We start from the raw sequence: 18,130 nt of genomic DNA, 5'->3' as shown, positions 1-18,130 counted from the left end.
AGTAGGACTATTTGAAGTTTAATAGAGAGGAGATACACTTTATGTCTCTTACTATCAATAATTATTTATCAAAAACTAATTCTGAAAATAACAAAGAAGGAATTTTTATATTAGATTCAGATGGATTCTTTTTGCAAGCTAATGCTGGTATGGAAAATATAATTGGTTATATTCCATTTGATTTAATTGGTACTAGTCTCGCTCAATTAATGCCTATTCAGGAAATTATAAGAACAAGAGAATTATTTAAAGATGTCATGAATGGGAATATAGTTCAATTTGAAACCGTGTTAATTCATAAAAATGGTCACAAAGTTTATGTTTGTGTAGAATTTACCCCTCATATGTTTAATGGCAAAACAATGGGGGTATTAACAACTGTAAGAGCCATTGCAAATGAAAATGATATTCCTAACGAACATTCGAAAACGATTATTCAAATATTGGATAATAAGGGGGAAATCAAGTATGTTTCCTCAACTTTAGAAAAGATTTTAGGGTACTCCATTCAACAGATAATTGGGAATTCATTTTTAGATTTTATCCATCAGGATGATCAATATAAAGCAAAAAATATCATCCAAGAATTAAAAACGATTAGAAAAAAAATGAGAGTTGAACTTAAACATATACATCAAAATGGCTATTCAATAATCTTAAGTTCTGAATTCGCATCTGTTTTTTCATCAAGTGGAGATATTGAAAGAATCATTATCAGCTATGATATGAAAGGATATACATTGTCTGTGTAACTATTTATCAGTTCCACCAAAATATAATAAGGCAGAAAAATATTATAGTTCTGATTACAAATATTCAATAAATAATTTGTAATCAGAACATTTTTTTGATTTTTATAAAATATTATGAATAGCTTTTAATACTAATTATTCATTATGTATTTGTAAATTATCTACAAACTTCTCCCAAATATAGGATTATTATGGTATGCTGATATTAAATATTTGAAAATTCCAAAATCTAAACAGGATGTGATCTTGAACTATGGAAAATGAAAAAATTAATATTCTCTTAGTAGATGATCGCCCAGAAAATATAGTGGCTTTGGAAGCAATAATTGAACGAGACGAATATAATTTAGTGAAAGCATATTCTGGTGAAGAAGCTCTTAAATATTTATTAAAGTATGACTTTGCAGTAATTTTATTGGACGTACAAATGCCTGGAATGGATGGATTTAGTACTGCTAAAATTATTAAAGCTCGTGAAAAAACAAAAAATATTCCAATTCTATTTATAACTGCAAATAATCAAGACTCACAATATATTTTCATGGGTTATTCTGTTGGAGCTATTGACTATATTTTAAAACCTTTTGATCCTATAATTTTAAAATCGAAGGTGGAGAGATTCGTAGAAATTTATTTATTGCGTCAAAAGCTTATTTCTCAGTCAAATGCTCTTGAAGAAAAAAATAAACTCATTGAGTATATGGCTTACCATGACGGTCTAACAAACCTACCAAATAGAAGAATGTTCAATGATCAACTTGTTGCGAAAATTTCTAAAGCTAAACAAACAAATGAAACCTTAGGAGTTATGTATGTAGACTTGGATCGTTTTAAATACATAAATGATTCCCTCGGTCATTTAGTCGGTGATAAGCTCCTTCAACAAATAGCAATAAAACTTTCTTCAATAATAAGGGAAGAGGACTTTATTGCAAGGGTTGGGGGAGATGAGTTTATTATTTTACTCCCAAATAGTGGAACAGAAGATTGTCTAGAAGTTGCTGAAACCATTATTAAACAATTTAAAAAGCCGTTCTATATTGATCAATACGAATTTTATATGACAACCTGTATAGGGCTATCAATTTTTCCATATGATGGGGAAGATTCTGACACCATTATGAAAAATGTAGATGCTGCGCTTTATCGAGCAAAAGAACAGGGCAAAAACAATTATTCTGTCTATCATTCTGGTATGAATATTAAATCATATCGAACGTACCTTCTTCAAAATGATTTGAGAAAAGCAATTGAACACAATCAACTTACATTAATGTACCAGCCGAAAATTCATTTATCAACAGGTAAAGTGTTAAGTGCGGAGGCCCTTATAAGATGGAACCATCCTAAATGGGGGACAATTTCTCCAGCTGAATTTATTCCTCTTGCCGAAGAATCTGATTTAATTATTGAAATTGATCGATGGGTATTGATAAACGTATGTAAACAGATTAACAAGTGGAAGGAAAGTCATAACATACCATTGCGAATCGCCATTAATTTCTCAGCTCAACATTTCATCCAAAGAAATTTAATTAAAGAAATAGAACAAATATTAAAAGATTATAATGTAGATCCGCATCTTATCGAAATTGAAATAACAGAAACCTCGCTTCTAGGAAATGAAGAGGCAGTGAAACAAACGTTGCTGCAATTAAAGGAAATGAATATTAAAATAACCCTCGATGATTATGGAACAGGCTATTCTTCCTTGCATTATTTAAGCAATTTTCTATTTGATATTGTAAAAATCGATAGGTCCTTTATTCAAGATGTGGCTAACAAAGAGAAAAATAGTCGAGCAATTGTCGAATCGATAATTACGCTGGCACGAAATTTAGATTTAAACGTTGTTGCAGAAGGTGTAGAAACTGTTGAACAGCTAAATGCCCTAATTGATTTACAATGTGAGGAAGTACAAGGATATATTTTTAGTCGACCGCAATTACCAGACAATTTATTAAACTATATCCTTGAGTGCGAGGAAAAAAATAAACTATTTTCTAGCAATTCCTCTTCCTTTTCATCATACCAAAATGAAAATGTCATCCTTCTTAATAAAAAGAATGAAAATGAACTTAACCAAGATGTAATTCAAATAGCTATACAAAATATTAAAACACATCATGCACTATCTACACGTGAATCAGAAGTTTTTTCATTAATTGTAGACGGCCTTAGCAATAAAGAAATATCTGAAAAATTATTTATAAGTGAACATACAGTAAAAAATCATATTACGAACATCCTTTCAAAATTATGTGTATCTGACCGTGTACAAGCAATCGCATTGGTCTATGAAACATGCATGAACAAAAAGAATGTTCTATAATTATCGATTCTTTCTTTTGATCGGAGTGTAACACAATGAAGGTTCGAACAAGGATGTTAATTGCACTAAGCACATTACCAATTTTACTTTTACTTTTAATTGGAAGCGGTTGGATACAAATTTCTTTTCTGAATAATGCAAGCAATGATATTGAAAGAAATTTTAATTTATCAGTATTAGCTAGTCAAATTCAATCGGATATAAAAGATAAAGGGATTATTTTAAGAAACTTAGTTAACTATAGTGATGACACAGCGATAAGAAAAGAAATTGCTGAATTGCAAATTAAAACTGACAACATAAAAAAAAATCTTTATATGATACAGGAAAATGCCGAGACAGATGAGCAAAAAGAATTAGTTGATACATTGAATAATACGATTAATGATTTTGAAATTTATAGCAACCAAGTCATTTCACTTATAAGTGAGAATAAAAAGGATGAAGCCAGAGCCTTAATTGGTGAAAATTCTAATTCGATTCACGAAGATTTCTCTAAAATTCTAAATGAAATCCATTTATCATATAACAGAAATCTAGAGAATTCATTAAAAATGATGTTGACAGAAGTTCAAAATAACATCATTTTATTTGGATTTATTTTAGTAGTTATTATTATTGTAGTTATGTTGATTATTGTTAAAAGTATATCTTCCATAACAAGCCGTATGACTTCAATGGCTAAACTGATGAGTGATATTGCAAATGGGAAAATAAATCTTACGACAAAAGTTGAGATGAAAGCAAATGATGAATTTGATGAAATCGCTAGATCATTTAATCAATTGACTGATACATTAGATAAGAAAATTGAAAAAGAAAAGGAACTAACATGGAAAAAATCAAATATAGCCAAAATTTCCGCTCATTTAACTGGTTCACACGACCTCGAAACATTAGGAAATAGATTACTTTCGGATATTGTTCCGCTAGTAGACTCAAGTCATGCTGTATTCTATGTAAAAAGTTTAGATGATCGAAAATCTAAACAATTTAATCTCATATCTGCCTATGGTTTAAAAGAAAATAAACGCATTCGTCATACACTTAAACCTGGAGAAGGATTAATTGGACAAGCCATTATAGAAAAGACACCCATCCTTTTAACAGAAGTGCCGCCTGATTACATCCGTATTGTTACTGGACTTGGTGAAACGGCACCAAGTCAGGTGTTTATATTGCCGATTATTTTTGAGGGTGAGGTAAACGCACTTTTAGAAATTGCATCACTTAAGCCAATAAGTCCAGCTCAGCAAAGCCTTATAGAAGAATTTGCTGATCATCTAGCGATAGTTATTGAGAGTGTGGTTGGACGAATTCAATTAACACAATTACTCGAAGAATCTCAATTACTCATGGAGGAAATTCAAGCTCAAGCAGAAGAATTGCAAAATCAACAAGAAGAGTTAAGGGCGACAAATGAAGAACTTGAGGAACAAACCCAGGCACTTCGTCAATCTGAACAAAAACTTCAAATACAACAAGAGGAACTTGAACAAACAAATACTGAGTTAGAGGAAAAGGCAAAACGATTAGAAGAACAAAATATTAAATTTGAACAAGCAAATCGTACTGTTGAAAAAGCGAAAGCAGAACTTGAAATAAAAGCGGAACAGCTTGCATTAAGTTCAAAATATAAATCAGAATTTCTTGCAAACATGTCCCACGAATTACGAACTCCCTTAAATAGTCTTATTATTTTATCTAAACTGTTAGCTGATAATCCAAAACAAAATTTAACAGAAAAACAAGTTGAGTATGCAAAAACAATCTATTCATCTAGTAATGACTTATTAATTTTGATAAACAACATATTAGATTTAGCGAAAATCGAATCAGGTAAGACCGAAATTATTCCAGGTACAGTCTACATTAGCCACCTGGTTGAATTTGTTCAAAATAATTTTAAGGCTATCGCAGAAGAAAAAAATGTGATATTAACGGTTGAAGTAAAAGAGGGAACCCCAAATACGATTTATAGTGATGAAGTAAGGATTCAGCAAATACTTAACAATTTGTTATCAAATGCATTTAAATTTACTGAGCAAGGTAAAGTTCATTTGGAAATTGGGCTAATTGACAACAGCCAAAAACCAATTTATGCGTTTTCCGTACTTGATACGGGAATCGGCATCTCGAAAGAAAAACTTGACTTAATTTTCGAAGCTTTCCAACAAGCGGATGGAACTACAAGCCGTAAATATGGAGGTACGGGGCTAGGCTTGTCTATTAGTAGAGAGCTTGCAACACTTTTAGGAGGAGAACTTCTAGTAGAAAGTGAGGAAGGCAGGGGAAGCAAGTTTACTTTATTTATCTCGGATTATATAGAAGAGAAAATAGAAGTGATTGACACTGCAAAAAATGAAGCAGCAGCAACAATTCCCGAAGAAATTGCTAAAGCAAACTTATATTTTGAAGAGAAACCAATGGATAATGTACAAAAAAATCCACCTGAAAATGGCCATATAAAACGCCTATTAATTGTTGATGATGATGTAAACCAACGTAATAGCTTAATGGAATTAATCGGAAATATGGATTTTGTCATTAAGGCTGTATCGTCAGGAAAAGAAGCGATCGAATTATTAAAATTAGATCATTTTGACTGCCTTATCTTAGATTTAGGATTATCTGATAAAAGTGGTTTTGATTTATTAGCAGAAATTAAGAATACCGAAGCTTATGAACAGCTAAAAGTCTTTATTTATACAGGACGTGATTTAACAAGTAAAGAGGAAATTGAGTTAAATAAGTTTGCACATACAATTATTATTAAAAATGAGCATTCTCCTGAACGTTTGGTTGCAGAGCTTGAACTTTATTTATCTGAATTGAAAACTAGTCAGGATAATGAAAGTTCAACTACCGAAAAAATTAGCTCAACGCATCAATTGGAAGGTAAGAAAGTACTACTCGTTGATGATGATATCCGAAATGTATTTGCCTTATCTAGTGTTCTTGAAATGATGGGAATGGAAGTTGTTTTCGCTGAAAATGGTCTAGAGAGTCTAAGAATACTTAATGAAAATTCGGATATTGACCTTGTATTAATGGATATTATGATGCCTGAAATGGATGGCTATGAGGCGATTGAAAAAATTCGATCCAATACTGAGTTTGAAAGACTTCCGATTATTGCACTAACAGCAAAAGCAATGAAGGAAGATCGTTTAAAATGCTTAGAAATCGGTGCATCAGATTATATTGCAAAACCAGTTGAACCGGAACAATTAATTTCCTTAATAAAGGTATGGCTATATTAAATCTAAAGGGGATTTTTAAAGAATGAACCGAATCAACGCATATGAGGTAAATCTTGAAGATGAATTAGAAAAGATTGAAATTCATTTGTTATTAGAGGGACTGTATTTAAAATATGGCTACGATTATCGAGATTATGCATATCCTTCTATCAGAAGGAGAATTTGGCACCGTGTACATGCTGAAAACTTAAAGACAATTACAAGCTTACTTGATAAGGTATTACATGATTCTAGTTGTTTACAAAGATTAATTGCGGACTTTTCGATTAATGTAACTGAAATGTTTCGTGACCCTTTATTTTTCAAAGAGTTTAAAGATAAAATTGTTCCTTTGCTAGGAACATATCCATCCATTCGAATTTGGCACGCTGGCTGTTCGACTGGTGAAGAGGTTTATTCAATGGCAATTTTTCTTCATGAGGTGGGTCTTTATGAAAAGACAAAAATCTATGCAACGGACATTAATACGAAGGTATTAACATCAGCTAAAAGTGGATGCTTCCCATTAGAGTATATGAAAAAATATACTAATAACTATTTACAAGCTGGTGGGGAACGTGCATTTTCTGATTACTATAAAGTCACAAATGATGGAGTGAAATTCCATTCATTTTTATCAAAAAATATTGTATTTGCCCAGCATAACCTTGTAACCGATAGCTCGTTTAATGAATTCCATGTGATATTATGCAGAAATGTATTAATTTACTTTAATAAAATACTTCAAAATAAAGTACATCAACTTTTCCATGATAGTTTAGGAAAGTTCGGTGTCCTTTGCCTTGGAAATAAGGAATCAATCAATTATACAGATTTTGTTGATTATTATGAAGTAATAAGCCCTGTTCAAAAAATTTATAAGAAATTTAAATGATTTTTATGTGACCCATTATAGTTTAAGTATAATGGGGTTTTTTCGCAGTCGAATCCAAAACGATCCAACAGAATTTCCACAATACTTTTGATACAACTCATTACATTATTAATATCAAGACTATTTTACTATATATCTTTTATTAACTTTAATTCCTATTACTTTATGTATATAATATATTTGGTAAAGGTATGGGAGAAAAGGATGGTGAATTTTTTATTTACAGTTTAATTATGTTTATTCATTAACAACATTGGGGGGTTTTTTAGTGGGTTCAATACAACAAAAGAAGCAAAAAAAGAGTAGCATTCGAACTAAATTTAGTGCTCTTTTTTTACTTGTAGCAATTATTCCATTACTCGTTGTATCTCTTTTTATTCAAAACAATAATAGTAAAATTTTAATTGCAAAAGAACAGGAAGCAATGCACAATCTTGTATTAAGTAAGGCACAATCAATTGATCAGTGGTTTACTTCCCGTATGTCAGAAATGGAGATTTCGGCAGCTAGTGATATTATGAAATCAATGGATTCAAATCGGATTATACCATATATTTCAATGCTTGAAAAACGTTCTGATGTATTCGAAACAATGTTTGTCGTTGATCGCAAAGGGACAGTAATTGCGCATACAATGGCAGACAGTATTGGGTCAGATTATAGTGACCGAAGTTATGTTGCCGCTGGATTAGGTGGTAAATCTAATTATTCTGAAGTATTAACATCAAAAGCAACAGGGAATCGTATTGTTGTTTCTGCAACTCCTATTGTAGATAATAATGGAGTAGTTGTTGGGGTTTTAGCTGGATCAGCGACTTTTGAAGTATTGGTTGATACATATTTAAAGGAATCTGAACAGTCTGAGAGTTCTGGCAACATGATTACTTTACTTGATCAACAAGGATTTATTCAAGAGTCTCCAATGGAGGAGCTAATTGGTGTCCATGTTAAAAAAGCAGAAATTGGGGACTTAAGTTCCTCTCTACAAAAAAGTATGGAGGAAACAGGTATTTCAAGTTTTAAATACGGTGGCGAAAATTATATTATTACTTATGCACCAATTAATTCAGTTGGCTATGGTTTAAGCATTTACACACCTGAAGATGTAGTGCTTGCAGACTCAAAAACAATTCAGAATACAACATTTATTATTATTGCGATATCAGCTATCATAATCATCCTTTTATCTATTGTTATTGTAAGAACTATAACGAAACCGATTTTAGCAGTTGTAGAAGGTATAGGTAAAGTATCGGATGGTGATTTAACGATTGAAAAATTGCATGTTAAAGCTAACGATGAACTAGGGCAACTTGCAAATAATTTCAATTCTATGATAGACAATATAAAACATTTAGTAACTGAAATAAAAACTGCTTCAGATCAAGTCCATTTATCCTCAGAGGAGCTATCAGCAAGTTCTGAAGAAACTGTTCAAGCAGCTGAACAAATTTCAGCTTCTATACAGGCAATTGCATCAAATACAGAAACACAGATAAACTTTACTGATGATGCTAAAAAAGTAGTAACGAATATATCAAGCGGAATTACTGCAATTTCAGATAACATTCAAAAAACAAATGAGTTAGCAAACGATGCAGTTGAAGCCGCTGAATCAGGAACAGAAGTAATAGAACGTACTATTAGTCAAATGAAAACTGTAGAGCAAAAAACAAATATTGCCTCTTTAACAATTAATAGTCTAGGAAAAAAATCATCTGAGATTAATGAGATTATTTCTGTTATTACAAGTATTGCTGATCAAACTGATTTACTTGCATTAAACGCTGCCATTGAGGCTGCAAGAGCTGGTGAATATGGAAAAGGCTTTGCGGTAGTAGCAGATGAGGTAAGAAAGTTAGCAGAGCAGTCGAGCCAAGCATCAGGGCAAATTAGCGAGCTAATAAAAGAAATTCAAAAAGAAATTGCATCATCAATCGAAGCAATGAATGATGGGAAAATAGCTGTCAATGATGGTCAAGCTATTGTTGAAAGAGCTGGCATCGAGTTCGATAATATCACTCAATCGGTTGAAAAAGTATCTAATCATATGCAAGAAATATTATCCGAGAGTCGATTAATTAAGACTAGTTCAGAAAAAATGGTTGAAGATATTACCCATATTTCAGAAATTTCAATAGAAGCAACAAGTAATACACAAGAAATTGCCTCAGCCTCTGAGCAGCAAACAAGTTCCATGGAAGAAATTGCAGCTTCTGCTGAAACTTTAGCAAAAATGGCTCAAGAATTAAAGTATGCGGCAGAAAAATTTAAATTATAAACAAATAAAAGGGAATGGGGTTGTCCAGATAAAATTATCTGAACAACCTCTTTTCTTTAATTTTTAGTATTCATTTAAAAGCAATGCTACTATAATGGTCAGATTAAAATTCAATGTAGTAAAGGTTCCCTCCAACATATTTTTGAGGGGACCTTTCTTTTATTTTGATAAGAATTTTTTGTATAGATACTTCCTTTAAAGCTAAATATAAGTAACAAGATACTATCTGGAGAGAATGTGAAAAGTATGAAAAAAAACTTAAAGAAAAAATTGGCTGGGATAAAAGATAAACAACCAAATCAGCAAAATCAAGAAAACCAAGAAGATTTACCAATATATCCTAACAAAAACGATTTTATTAAATCCGTAAAAGATAAAACACATTCACCAGCAGATTTAATTATTCGCTATGTTTCGCCAACGATTACAATTGTCTATATTGATAATTTGGTGGATGTACAAAGCTTAAATGAATTGGTATTAAATGGATTAAAAGATAAAGAAAGTATTACACCTAGTGAAATTCATTCAATATTACCAATACCTGAGATCAACCTATCGATCAAATTAAATAAAAGTATTAATGAAATGTTAATTGGGGCAGCGTTAATCCATATTGTCGGACAGCCTGAAGTTGTTATTGCTAAAATCTCTTCTTATCAATCACGGGGATTAGCAGCTCCGGAAAACGAATCTCAAGTAATTGGAGCGCAAATTGCTTTTAATGAAAATATTAATACAAATCTATCCCTTATTCGCAGATATATTACAAACCCCAATTTATGTAATGAAAAATTCACCCTAGGTAGACATACTCAAACAACAGTATCTATGCTCTATATCCATGGAATAGCAGCAGAAACTCATGTTAATACAGTGAGACAACGAATTTCAGACCTAAATATAGCAGATTTAATTGATAGTGCAGTACTTGCAGAATTAATAGAAGATAATTCATTTTCTATTTTCCCTCAAATGCTTTTAACAGAACGGCCAGATCGTTTTTCTGATGGATTATTAAGTGGAAAGGTTGGAATTGTCGTAAATGGAAGTTCAATGGCTATTCTTTGTCCCTATACTTTTTTTGAGTTTTTTCAAAGTAAAGAGGACCAAAATTTACGATGGCCAATCGCTACATTTGTTCGTTTACTACGATTCGTTGCTGTATTTTTATCCATTTTTTTAACGCCGATTTATGTTGCATCTCTAACATTTCATTATGAAGTAATTCCACAGCCTTTGCTAGTTCCTTTAAGTGAGTCGAGGGCAAAAGTTCCGTTCCCACCAATAATTGAGGCGCTTTTTTTAGAATTAATAATTGAATTACTGCGAGAAGCAGGTTTAAGATTGCCAACAAAAGTTGGTCAAACAATTGGTATCGTTGGAGGTATTGTCTTAGGAACTGCTGCGGTGCAAGCTGGAATAACAAGCAACATTCTAATTATTATTATCGCATTATGTGCATTAGCGTCATTTACAACACCAAACTATACAATGGGTAATGTTATCCGGGTGTTGAGATTTCCGACAATCGTGTTGGCAGGTTTTTGGGGTTATTATGGTATTATGCTGGCATTTTGCATATTATTGATTCACTTATTAAAACAATCAAGTTTAGGTGCACCTTATACCGCTCCTTATTATCCACCAAGATTTAAGGATTGGCCAGATAGTATTATTAGATTGCCTTTGCTTTTAATTAAAAGAAAATCAGTCAACACTAGAGGTGGAAATAGTGAGCATCCAATAAATGAACAAAATGGTGGGAAGAAGGTGTAAAGTTGAAAAACTCTTTACATATAAGTCTTAATCAGAAGATTAATGCTTTCCTTCTCATCGTCATTGTTAATGCTTGTCAAATTGGAGTCGGCATTCACGGGTTTCAACGAGTAGTCTATCAAGATGCAAAGCAGGATGCATGGATAGCAGTCATACTAAGCTTTATATATGCGCATTTTGTTGCCTTTATTATGATAAAGACGTTGAAAATGTTTCAGGACCAAGATTTATATGGCATTCATCAGATGATCTTTGGAAAGTATTTTGGGAATTTTCTAAATAGCTTATATGTGTTATATTGTTCTTTCGCTTTTGTATCAATAATAATAAATTATAAAGAAGTTATAAATACTTGGGTGTTTCCACATCTCGCTTCATCTTTCCTATACATTTCACTACTTATAATTGTAATATATACTTTTACTGGCGGTTTCAGAATTATTATAGGTATTAGTACAATAAATTTTCTTTTTACTTTAGCTATTCCAATTATTTTATTAGTTCCATTAAAATATGCAAATATAAATTCCCTTCTACCAATATTAGACAACGATATGATTAATTTGTTAAAGGGCGTATACTCCATGACGTTTACAATTGCAGGATTTGAGTTAATCAATTTTATTTATCCGAATGTAAAAGAAAAGAGTAAAGTTGGAAAGTATGTTCACATCGGGCTGCTTACCACTTTATTTGTTTATCTTACAACAATGCTTATTGCCTTAACGTATTTTAATGGTGAACAGTTAAATAAATTGATTTGGGCAACTTTATCAATGCTTAGTATGATCAAGCTACCATTTTTTGAAAGAATTGAAATTCTCATAATTTGTGGGTGGATGATTATTATACTTCCGAATCTGTGTATATATTTGTGGGCAGCTTACAGGGGGGTAATAAGAATTAAAAGCATATCTCCCAATAAATTTGTTTGGAGTTTCTCAATTGTTATTTTTATTTTGACCCTATTTATTAACACACGTTCACAAATTGAAATGGTTAATAATATTTTCTCAAAAATCGCTTTTATTATTGTTTTTATTTACCCTTTTATTTTGTTTATATTTGCCTTAATTAAAAAGCTCTTTACGAAGCGAAAGGTGCAAAACGATGAAACAATTTAAACTAATAGTCTCATTGCTATTATCCATTGTCTTAGTAATCGGCTGTGCAGATCCTAAAATATTAGAAAGAGTAGGAATAGTTACATTAATAGGGTATGATGCTGGAGAAGAGGATAAAGTAACAGTAACATCTGTCGTTAGACAAGTAAATCCAGATTACCAAAGTACGGTTAATACACATACTGAAACAGAAGCAACAGGCGAGAAAACCCGTCTAAAAGTGAACCTTGAATCATCTAAAAAAATAGTGGCTGGTCAAATGAGGGTCGTATTATTTGGTGAGGATATCGCAAAAGAAGGTTTGGACGAAATGCTTCATGCCCTTATTATGAATTCAGAAATAAGCACCAGCATTTATGTAGCGGTAGTAGAAGATAGTGCACAGACTTTAATTGAGGGACAATATAAAAATGTTACAGATATTGGCCAGCATATCTATGGTATTATTGAGCATAATATAGAGCAGCAAAATGCAGTTTCTTCTACTTTACATGAAGTAGTACGGGATTTTTATAGTCCACTTCGGGATCCTCTAATACCAATAGTAAAAAAAAATGGCGAGAATATAGAAATTTCAGGAACTGCTCTTTTTCATAAGGGCGCGATGGTAGGCGAGTTTCCAATTGAAGACACTCTATATTTAATGATGGTCAGGGGTAAATTTAGGCACGGAACTCTAGAACTAGAATTGCCAAGTGAGGGTTTATCTGCAAAAGATGACCTTGAAACAATTCCAATTTCAATCGACTCAATTAAATCTTATAGACAGATGAAATTAGTAGATCCTGCTGTACCTGAATTTGATTTAAAAGTAATAGTCCAATGCCGTCTTCTAGAAATTCATTCAAGCATTTCAACAGCTGATCGAACAATAGTTGAAAAACTTGAAAAAGGCATTAATAAAATATTAGAAAGTGAAATTTCAAGAATTGTCAACAAGAGCATTGAATTACATTCAGATCATTTTGGTTTCGGTGAAAAATATAGAGCAGATACTAGAAATGCAAAATTAACAGAAGAAGAATGGCATGAGATATATAAAAATTTGAAAGTAAATGTTAAAGTTCAGTCAACAATCGTTCGAGACGGAGTATTTGAATAAAGATGTGCCACCTTGTACATATCAAAAAAGTACAAGGTTTTTTTATTTTCATAAATGATGATTTATGGGGCACGATAAGTTATAGAAATTACATCTATCAAAGCGGATAAGGTTGGATTATATGGAAATGATGATGAAGAAAGTATGTTTATTATCAATCTTTTTAACAATAAACAACATATATGAAATCGATTCTAACGCAACAGCATTTGAAACTAAACCATTTGAGAAGGAATTAGAAACTCAAGGTACAATAGAATTAATTGATCCAGTTACGGAAAATGTAGTAAAAACCTTTGAGAGAGAAGATTATAGAATAGAAACTGAATTCGAAACATACTTAAAGGAAATAACTGAATGGGTTCACAGCTTTGCTAACGGGTCCGAAACAAAAATTGGTTATAACAAACCAATAATATTAGATCGCATTGATGAAGATGGCAGTATTATAAAGGGGAAGTCAATGGTTGTAATTAATGAAAAAGAATTGGTAGAAAAAATTGTTGAACGCTTATTTACCGGGGGAAAAATAGAACTTCCTTTGCTCTATATAAAAAGTGGATATGATGCTGAGGATGTCCCGCATTTACATGAGGTAGCACTAGCATCCTATACCACATACTTTAATGGAGCGAATATAGGTAGAAGTAAAAATATTGAGCTGTCTTCAATTGCAATCAATAACGTAATTGTGGGGAGCGGAGATATTTTTTCTTTTAATACTACAGTCGGTCCAAGAGATGTTACTACCGGCTATCAGGAAGCGCCTGAGATTGTTCGAGGAAAATTAGTAATGGGGATTGGCGGTGGTATTTGCCAAACTTCCTCTACACTTTTCAATGCAATAGATCAGTTAGATGTAAAAACAATTGAAAGACATCATCATTCGAAAGATGTTAAATATGTTCCGAGAGGGAGAGATGCTACAGTCTCATTCGGTGGATTAGATTATCGTTTTCAGAATACAACTGGAATTCCATTATTAATCAAAACTTACTATAGTAGAGGCTCCCTAACAGTGCAAATTAAAACTTCAAAAGAATATGCGGATTTATTTAAGTATGAGTTGAGAAATTGACGCCAACAAATTATCTTATTGTGCAGGTGATACAAACTAAAGGTATCGCCTTTTTTATTTGAAAACATATCCCCATATTACCTCCTATCACTCATTGTTCACACACTTCCTAACAGTTTCATATAAATAGATGGAGATTTAAAATCGAGGTCATTTACCTAATTAATATTTAAGAGGGGTTTTGCTGAACTTTAAAGTGAACTTTGACAATTAAAATCATCAAGAAAAGAGGTACTTAAATGGTTACTTATCATTGGGGTGTAGACTCTTCACAGGCGATAACAGGAGAGCTATATAACTCTGTATTAAATAATTATGGGAAACCTGAATTTTGGGGAAGGTATTTAACTAGAGTTGAAGGAATGGCAGAGGGTTTAACAAGGGAAGAGATTAACCTTCTTCATAATAGTGGTACTAAACTGCTCCCAATATATAATGATTTCCGACGGGCAGTGGGCGAAAGTCATGCAAAAGTAGTGGCAATGAATGCTGCATATCATGCCAAACGACTTGGTATACGTAAGGGTACACCTGTTTTTGCAGCTATAGGCAGCTCTATTGATGTAGATAGTGCATGGATAAAAGGGTATGTAGATTATTTATTTAATACTGATTATAAACCTGGTTTTTACCACGATCCGACTGAAGGTGAGTTTGTTGAAGCTTATTGTGAAGCAGCAAGTCAAGATAGACGAGTAGCGAATCAGGCTGTGCTGTGGAGTGCCAAACCAGAATTAGGTGTTACAAAAGCAAAGGATGCACCTAAATTTGAGCCGATTACACCAGATTGTGATGCAAATGTTTGGGCGTGGCAATATGGGCGGAATGCTAATGACCTTCCAATCAATACAAATTTAGCCGATAGTCGACTGTTTACAATGCTGGATTAATTTCTCTAATGCGGGCGACAAAGGTGTCGCCCCACATTATTTTTGATTTCTACTCAAGAAAATCTTTATTTAAATAGCTTGGGTCAGGATAAGTGTAAAAGCCTTCCTTCGTTTCTGCACCAAGTTTTCCTTTTTCGATATACTCCGATTTCAACAAGTTAGCTAATTTTTTAAACTCTTCTTGACCAGCTTCTCCTTTTGCATTTGCAATATTATATGCAGTATTTATACCTACAATATCTAAGATTGCAAAAGGCCCTTTAGGAGCACCTGTAGCAATCATCCAAGTTTTGTCTATTGTTTCAACATCAGCAACTCTTTTTAATAGCAACATTTGTGCTGCTTCTAAAAAGGGTACTAATAATGAATTTAAAATATAGCCAGGCTGTTCTTTTTGTAGTGGTAACGCAACCATTCCAATAGCCTTAGCAAAGTCAATGACATCTTCAAATACTTTTTTATCAGTATTCGGGTGCTTCATGATTTCTGCCGTATTATTTAACCAAATTTCATTAGCAAAATGCAGAGCTAAAAATTTATGAGGCCGCCCTGTACTTTCGGCGAACTGGCTAGGTAATAGAGTGGATGAGTTTGTTGCAAAAATGGTTTTTTCGGGAGCAACTTCAGCCAATTGATTGTAAAAATTTGTTTTAATATCTACGACTTCAGGTACTGCTTCTATTACTAAATCTGCATCCTTAACAACCTCAGATAAATCCGTAAAAAAAGCCATTCGATTATATGCTAAATTAACATCCTCCTCTGCTGCATCTAAGTCTTGTTGGTACCGAACTTTTAAATTCATAATTCTGTTTTTGGCACGATCAATTGCTTCATCATCAATATCATAAACAGATACTTTAAATCCTTTAAATGCAGTCTGGAATGCAATTTGACTACCTAAAACTCCACTTCCAGCTACTGTTATATTTTTAAAATCCATGTCTAATCTCCTTACATATTTTTGTACACAAATGAAAAGGTTTTGTGTTCATTTTTATGATACACATGCTATTATTTTTTAATCAGATGATTTCAATTACATTTGCATTTTAAGCAAATCTTATTTAGTTCTTACATTAAATGATTTTGAATAACATGCTATTAAAGGAGAGAAGTGATATGTCCATAGCGGTTATATATGGTAGTACTCGAGAGAATGGGAATACGGAATGGTTGACGGATCAGGTTATTCATGGAATTCCTGTTGAAAAAGTTTATTTAAATGAGTTTGAAATACTACCGATTAAAGATGAACGACATTCAGAAGCAGGGTTTCAAGAAGTTTTCGATGATTATAATACCGTCTTAGATAAAGTTTTAAAGCATGACATTCTTGTCTTTGCAACGCCTGTTTACTGGTATAGCATGAGCGGAACGATGAAGTTGTTCATTGATCGCTGGTCACAATCCTTAAGAGATAAAAAATACCCGAATTTTAGAGCAGATTTAGCAAAAAAGAAAGCATTTGTTATTGTGGTGGGAGGGGATAATCCTTCAATTAAAGCATTGCCATTAATCCAGCAGTTTAAATATATATTCGACTTTTTTGGCATGTCCTTCGAAGGATACTTAATAGGCAAAGCTAGTAAACCTGGAGAAATTCAACATGACAAAAAAGCAATTGCAGCTGCAATTCATATGCAACAGCAATTGAAAGAACAGTTGAAATCCAATAAATAAAAACGAGTTGATCTAGTGATTAAAACTCGTTTTTATTTATTTAAGAAGTGCCTATATAATGCCCGGTTAACTAATATCTCCAAATAATAAAAAGGCAGCATTTATAAATTTAATTTTATCGCTGTCACAAAATGTACACTTACGAAGCGCTTATTCAACTCTTTATAATACTCCTTGTGAATAGAAAGGAGTGTTGACTTATGCCAACAACAAGAAGAGAAAGTCTGTATTTTGGTATGATTATGTGCTTTGGAATGGTGTTAATTATGACCTTATATAATTTTTATCTTAATGGCACTTTGGGAAAAATGACTTTCCTAGAAGGAATATCTGACTTTTTAATTGGGTTTATTATTGCATTAATACTTGACCTGTATATAGTAGGGCCAAATGCTAAAAAAATAGCACTGAAATTAACAGCAAATACATCAAAAGTACTGTATAAAGTCCTAGCAATTTCGACATGTATGGTTATTGGTATGGCTTTTTTTATGTCGATTTATGGTTTAGCCACAACTTATTTCCACAATGGATTTAATTCAAATTCAATTGTATCACTGTACTTATCAATATTTGGGAAAAATTTCATTATGGCATTACCTTTACAAATCGTTGTCATGGGGCCAATAGTGCGTTACATATTCACCAAGTATATTAAAACGACTCGAAAAGAAATGGCTTAGTAAAAAAAGAATTTTATTTCAATCTAATGTTAGAAACCATTTAGATAAATTTTCTTAATGGTTTCTTTTTTTCTGTGAAAATAATTAATCCCTTCGGTCTTTGAATACTATTAATCAAATATGTTTATTCTTAAATTGACCGAAAAAAGCCAATAAGAAAGCAGAGCTACCTGTTGTGGGGTAACTTTGTATATTACTTTTTGGTTTTGGTTAAGTTATGACATTTGGGGTTCTTTATAAGGCTCCTTGTTTAATAACATGGAGTAAATAACCCGAAGCATTCGATGCG

The 18,130-nt window shown here is 32.3% G+C and carries 13 protein-coding genes; 12 read left to right on the top strand and 1 reads right to left on the bottom strand.

Translation table 11 applies throughout. The features are described 5' to 3' along the window. The first annotated feature begins 41 nt into the window (after window positions 1-41). The 10 genes from EKG35_RS12625 to EKG35_RS12580 all read left to right on the top strand — a co-directional run bounded on the left by EKG35_RS12625 (window position 42) and on the right by EKG35_RS12580 (window position 15,475). Window positions 42-752 carry a PAS domain-containing protein gene (locus EKG35_RS12625; RefSeq protein WP_126294821.1) on the top strand — a complete coding sequence of 237 codons (711 nt, stop codon included), beginning with the start codon at window positions 42-44 and terminating at the stop codon, window positions 750-752. A gap of 253 nt (window positions 753-1,005) precedes the next feature. Then, on the top strand, window positions 1,006-3,084 hold the full coding sequence (locus tag EKG35_RS12620) for an EAL domain-containing protein (protein WP_126294820.1): 2,079 nt from the start codon (window positions 1,006-1,008) through the stop codon (window positions 3,082-3,084). 35 nt (window positions 3,085-3,119) lie between these two features. Then, on the top strand, window positions 3,120-6,347 hold the full coding sequence (locus tag EKG35_RS12615; RefSeq protein ID WP_126294819.1) for a response regulator: 3,228 nt from the start codon (window positions 3,120-3,122) through the stop codon (window positions 6,345-6,347). Between the two features lie 22 nt (window positions 6,348-6,369). Further along, complete coding sequence (locus tag EKG35_RS12610; RefSeq protein WP_126294818.1) at window positions 6,370-7,221, top strand: CheR family methyltransferase; 852 nt, start codon at window positions 6,370-6,372, stop codon at window positions 7,219-7,221. Between the two features lie 268 nt (window positions 7,222-7,489). Continuing rightward, on the top strand, window positions 7,490-9,502 hold the full coding sequence (locus EKG35_RS12605) for a methyl-accepting chemotaxis protein (RefSeq protein WP_126294817.1): 2,013 nt from the start codon (window positions 7,490-7,492) through the stop codon (window positions 9,500-9,502). Between the two features lie 246 nt (window positions 9,503-9,748). Continuing rightward, the gene (locus tag EKG35_RS12600; RefSeq protein WP_126294816.1) at window positions 9,749-11,281 is read left to right on the top strand and encodes a spore germination protein; all 1,533 of its coding nucleotides are present in this window, start codon (window positions 9,749-9,751) and stop codon (window positions 11,279-11,281) included. A 2-nt stretch (window positions 11,282-11,283) separates the two neighbouring features. Then, on the top strand, window positions 11,284-12,405 hold the full coding sequence (locus tag EKG35_RS12595; RefSeq protein ID WP_126294815.1) for a GerAB/ArcD/ProY family transporter: 1,122 nt from the start codon (window positions 11,284-11,286) through the stop codon (window positions 12,403-12,405). Further along, entirely contained in the window at window positions 12,392-13,507 is a 1,116-nt protein-coding gene (locus tag EKG35_RS12590; protein ID WP_126294814.1) for a Ger(x)C family spore germination protein, read from the top strand. Before EKG35_RS12595 ends, EKG35_RS12590 begins: the two co-directional genes overlap by 14 nt. Window positions 13,508-13,640: 133 nt before the next feature. Next, window positions 13,641-14,585 carry a VanW family protein gene (locus tag EKG35_RS12585; protein WP_126294813.1) on the top strand — a complete coding sequence of 315 codons (945 nt, stop codon included), beginning with the start codon at window positions 13,641-13,643 and terminating at the stop codon, window positions 14,583-14,585. 239 nt (window positions 14,586-14,824) lie between these two features. Next, entirely contained in the window at window positions 14,825-15,475 is a 651-nt protein-coding gene (locus EKG35_RS12580; protein WP_126294812.1) for a glycoside hydrolase domain-containing protein, read from the top strand. A 49-nt stretch (window positions 15,476-15,524) separates the two neighbouring features. Here the strand turns inward: EKG35_RS12580 and EKG35_RS12575 are convergent, their stop codons facing one another. Next, window positions 15,525-16,418 (bottom strand): 3-hydroxyacyl-CoA dehydrogenase, encoded by an 894-nt coding sequence (locus EKG35_RS12575; RefSeq protein WP_126294811.1) that lies wholly within the window; start codon window positions 16,416-16,418, stop codon window positions 15,525-15,527. 179 nt (window positions 16,419-16,597) lie between these two features. Here EKG35_RS12575 and EKG35_RS12570 point away from each other — a divergent pair, with 179 nt between their 5' ends. Both EKG35_RS12570 and EKG35_RS12565 read left to right on the top strand, forming a co-directional pair. Beyond that, window positions 16,598-17,158, top strand: coding sequence for a flavodoxin family protein (locus EKG35_RS12570; RefSeq protein WP_126294810.1), 561 nt, complete (start codon window positions 16,598-16,600; stop codon window positions 17,156-17,158). A gap of 200 nt (window positions 17,159-17,358) precedes the next feature. Further along, complete coding sequence (locus EKG35_RS12565) at window positions 17,359-17,841, top strand: DUF2798 domain-containing protein (RefSeq protein ID WP_126294809.1); 483 nt, start codon at window positions 17,359-17,361, stop codon at window positions 17,839-17,841. The last annotated feature ends 289 nt before the right edge of the window (window positions 17,842-18,130 follow it).

It is taken from the genome of Lysinibacillus telephonicus, assembly GCF_003966145.1.
Classification (GTDB): Bacteria; Bacillota; Bacilli; order Bacillales_A; family Planococcaceae; genus Ureibacillus; species Ureibacillus telephonicus.
This window is presented reverse-complemented; position numbering and strand designations above follow the sequence as displayed.